The sequence below is a fragment of the Flavobacterium laiguense genome, from assembly GCF_003097655.1.
GTDB classification, from domain to species: domain Bacteria; phylum Bacteroidota; class Bacteroidia; order Flavobacteriales; family Flavobacteriaceae; genus Flavobacterium; species Flavobacterium laiguense.
In genome coordinates this window covers 1-1,072 of the sequence record NZ_QCZH01000061.1, presented here as the reverse complement: position 1 = coordinate 1,072, position 1,072 = coordinate 1, and the positions used below count along the sequence as shown (strand labels likewise).

The 1,072-nt window shown below is 31.9% G+C and carries 2 protein-coding genes; both read right to left on the bottom strand.

Features of this window, described 5'->3' with window-relative positions; translation table 11 throughout:
• Positions 1-10: 10 nt before the first annotated feature.
• Positions 11-619, bottom strand: coding sequence for an IS630 family transposase (locus DB891_RS17435; RefSeq protein WP_116764841.1), 609 nt, complete (start codon positions 617-619; stop codon positions 11-13).
• The gene (locus tag DB891_RS17430) at positions 609-1,001 is read right to left on the bottom strand and encodes a helix-turn-helix domain-containing protein (protein ID WP_116764840.1); all 393 of its coding nucleotides are present in this window, start codon (positions 999-1,001) and stop codon (positions 609-611) included. The genes DB891_RS17435 and DB891_RS17430 overlap by 11 nt, the downstream gene beginning before the upstream one ends.
• Between the last annotated feature and the right edge of the window lie 71 nt (positions 1,002-1,072).

Genomic DNA, 1,072 nt, shown 5'->3' with positions numbered 1-1,072 from the left:
TAAGTAATGGTTAAAATTTAATGTCGTATTTTGTACCAATATTATTCAGCACAAAGTTTAATTTTTCTTTGAGGCTTTCGAATGACTTGTAAGCACCAAAATCTAACCATTGATATTTTATTCTTCTCCAAAGAATTTCTATCAGATTCAACTCTGGAGAATACGGTGGCAAAAAGTAAATAAAAACATCTTTTTCTTTCCATTGTTCTATTTTAGCCATAAACTTCTTTGATTTATGGATTGGCGAATTGTCAAGAATCACAATCGTTTTTTTAACGGTTTGTTCCACAAAACGATTCATAAAACAAATGATTCTATCTGAATTAAAGGTTGTCTCAAGTATTTCAAAATAAAGTTTGTTTTTACGCGTCATTAATCCAACTACATTTTGATATTTACCTTTAGCAGCAGGTAATAATATTGGGTTAGCCTTTGTTTGCCAAGCATAAGGCACATTGGGAGTGAGTCCAAAATGACTTTGGTCTCCAAAATATAAATCAATATACCCGCTATCTTCCAAACTCTTTAGTGTTTCTATTTGCTTTTGCTTAAATCGAAATTGTTCTTCGTCTCGTTTACCTTTTAAAGAGAGCCTAGCTCTTTTCCAACTATAGCCCAGTAACTTTTAAAAAATTCTGCAATGTTTTTTTGCAGATGATAATCTTGTGTTGCTCTTCAAAGTAGATTAATACATTTTTTAAATTTCTATTGTGAAGCTCTAATTGCTCGGAAACCTCTTTGGAATAGTCTTTTAAAAGAGTTTTGGCTCCTCTTCCCTCTGATATAGCAAGGGAATCAACTCCGATTTTATCCCAACCATCTAACCAACGTTCAATCGTTCTACGACTAGCGTTAAAAATAGAAGCCAAGTCATTAATCTTGCGTCTTTGATGCGATAAAACAAGACACTGACTACGTTTTCTAACGGTATTATTAGGGCTGTTTTGGTAAAGGTATTCCAATACCTCAATATCTTCTTTTTCAAGTGTTACATATCTCATAATGAGATAAATGTACAACTATTATTACGCATAAACAATAAAATACGACATTATTTTATTCCAATTGCTTA

Bases quoted from the DNA above. Each gene is read 5' to 3' on its own strand.
- DB891_RS17430 (WP_116764840.1), bottom strand. From the start codon at position 1,001: ATGAGATATGTAACACTTGAAAAAGAAGATATTGAGGTATTGGAATAC.